This is a genomic window from Delftia sp. ZNC0008 (assembly GCF_000799035.1).
GTDB lineage: Bacteria > Pseudomonadota > Gammaproteobacteria > Burkholderiales > Burkholderiaceae_C > Comamonas > Comamonas tsuruhatensis.
This window is the reverse complement of sequence record NZ_JTKZ01000465.1, coordinates 1-2,423: the sequence shown is the minus strand read 5'-3', so window position 1 is coordinate 2,423 and position 2,423 is coordinate 1. Positions and strand designations below refer to the sequence as shown.

The 2,423-nt window shown below is 70.8% G+C and carries 3 protein-coding genes; 2 read left to right on the top strand and 1 reads right to left on the bottom strand.

Annotation, left to right across the window (positions count from 1 at the left end):
• Positions 1–511 (bottom strand): cupin domain-containing protein (locus L995_RS15490; protein ID WP_047472528.1); only part of this gene is annotated, 511 nt, incomplete at its 3' end.
• Positions 512–597: 86 nt separating this feature from the next.
• Between L995_RS15490 and L995_RS15485 the strand changes: the two genes are divergently transcribed.
• Complete coding sequence (locus L995_RS15485; protein ID WP_442855521.1) at positions 598–1,968, top strand: AmpG family muropeptide MFS transporter; 1,371 nt, start codon at positions 598–600, stop codon at positions 1,966–1,968.
• 104 nt (positions 1,969–2,072) lie between these two features.
• The coding region (locus tag L995_RS15480) for a response regulator (protein WP_047472529.1) at positions 2,073–2,423 on the top strand (351 nt) is incomplete at its 3' end.

Genomic DNA, 2,423 nt, shown 5'->3' with positions numbered 1-2,423 from the left:
TATGGCACAGGGCGGCCAGTCGGGCCGTGGGCCAGTCCTCGTGCAATGCGGCCTGTACGCTCGTGGTCAGTTGCTGCAGGTCCAGCCCCCGGCGCGCCAGCAGGCCGGGCGCCTGCAGCACCTGGGCCAGCTGCTCTGTGGCCGGGCCTTCCGACTCCCGGCCGCGCAGGGCGGGCGGCACGGAAAAGCGCCGCATCCGGTCCAGCCCCGGGCCGCTGGGCGCATCGATGACGAACACGCGCGAGCGCGGCGCCGCCAGGTAGCCGTGGTCCACGCCGGCGGGGATGAGCATGCCGCTGACGGCGTCCACAAAGGCGCTGCGCCCGCCCACCTCCAGCTCCATGCGGCCCTGCAGCGCATAGAGGATTTGCGCATGGCCGTGGGCATGGGCCTGGTGCTCGCCGCTGTAGCTGCGCACCGAGCTGTGCGGCGCGAAGGCGGTATCGGTGGCATCGGCCGCGCCGTCTTGCGCGGCGGCATCGCTGTGGAGGGAAGAGAGGGTGTAGGCCATGGCGGCATCCTGTGCCCGCGATGGTAGCGCGCGCCAGTCCGCGCCACCATGGGCCCGATAATGGCCGCAGCCTGCCGCAGCCCAACATGACCGAGCCGTCCACCACCACCTCCTCCGCCCCTTCCACCCCCACTGAAGCGCCCCGCCGCAGTTGGGCCCAGACCCTGCGCGTCTATGCCGAGCCGGCCAGCCTGCGCATGCTGGCCCTGGGTTTTTCGGCAGGCCTTCCGCTGCTGCTGGTGCTGGGCACGTTGTCGTTCTGGCTGCGCGAGGCCGGCGTGGACCGCACCACCATCGGCTACCTGAGTTGGGTGGGCCTGGCCTATGCCTTCAAGTGGGTCTGGTCGCCGCTGGTGGACCGCATGCCGCTGCCGCTGCTCACGCGCTGGCTGGGGCGGCGGCGCGGCTGGCTGCTGTTCGCGCAGATGCTCATCGTCGCCGGGCTGTGCGGCATGGCGTTCAATGATCCGCGCGTCTCGCTCACGCCGCTGGTGTGGTGCGCGCTGGCCGTGGCCTTCGGCTCGGCCACGCAGGACATTGCGCTGGATGCCTACCGCATCGAATCGGCCGATACCGAGCGCCAGGCCGCGCTGGCCGCCACCTACCAGACCGGCTACCGGCTGGCCATGATCTGGGCCGGCGCCGGCGTGCTGTGGCTGGCCGCCCGCGCCGAGGTGGCGGGTACGGCGGGCTACCAGAGCGGCGCCTGGCAGGTGGCCTACCTGGCCATGGCCGCCTCCATGGCCGTGGGCATGCTGACCGTGCTGCTCTCGCCGGAACCGGTGCCGCGCCCGCTGGCGCCTGCCCGCAACGCGGCCGAGTGGCTGCGCGGCGCGCTGGTCGAGCCCTTCGCCGACTTCCTGGGCCGCTACCGCTGGCAGGCGCTGCTGGTGCTGGGCCTGATCGCCATCTACCGCATCAGCGACGTGGTCATGGGCATCATGGCCAACCCCTTCTACGTGGACATGGGTTTCACCAAGGACGAGGTGGCCGCCGTGACCAAGGTGTACGGCGTGATCATGACGCTGGCGGGCGCCTTCCTGGGCGGGGCGCTGGCCATGCGCTGGGGCGTGATGCGCGTGCTGATGCTGGGCGCCGCGCTGTCGGCCGCCACCAACCTGCTGTTCGCCTGGCTGGCCACGCGCGGCCATGACGTGAATGCGCTGGTCTGGGTGGTGAGCGCGGACAACCTGGCCGGCGGCATCGCCTCGGCGGCCTTCATCGCCTACCTGTCAGGGCTGACCAATGTGCAGTACTCGGCCACGCAGTACGCGCTGTTCAGCTCCATGATGCTGCTGGCGCCCAAGTGGCTGGCCGGCTTCTCGGGCGCCTTTGTCGATGCGCATGGCTACGTGAGCTTCTTCCAGGCCACGGCCCTGCTGGGCCTGCCCGTGCTGGTGCTGATCGCGCTGGCCTCGCGCATACATGCGGTGCGGCCCGCGCAACGCGGCAGTTGAGCGGCTGGCCGCAGGCTGCGCTGTTTTACCGAACTTTACGCAAGCGACAAGCGCGGCTGACGGGGGGCTGCGAGCATCGTCGCAACACGACGCCAGGCCCCAGCATGAATACACTGCCCTCCATGAGTACGCACCATCTTCTGATGATCGAAGACGACACCCGCCTCGCGCAGATGGTGGGTGACTACCTGGGCAACAACGGCCTGCAGGTCACGCACATGGGCGACGCCCGCAGCGGCCTGGAGCAGCTGCAGCCCGCCGACGGCGTGCCGGGCGCCGACCTGCCCGACCTCGTCATCCTCGACCTCATGCTGCCCGACATGGACGGCCTGGAGGTCTGCCGGCGCATCCGCGCCCTGCCCGGCGCCGCAGCGCAGGTGCCGGTGCTGATGCTCACGGCCAAGGGAGACCCCATGGACCGCATCATCGGCCTGGAGATCGGCGCCGACACGCGG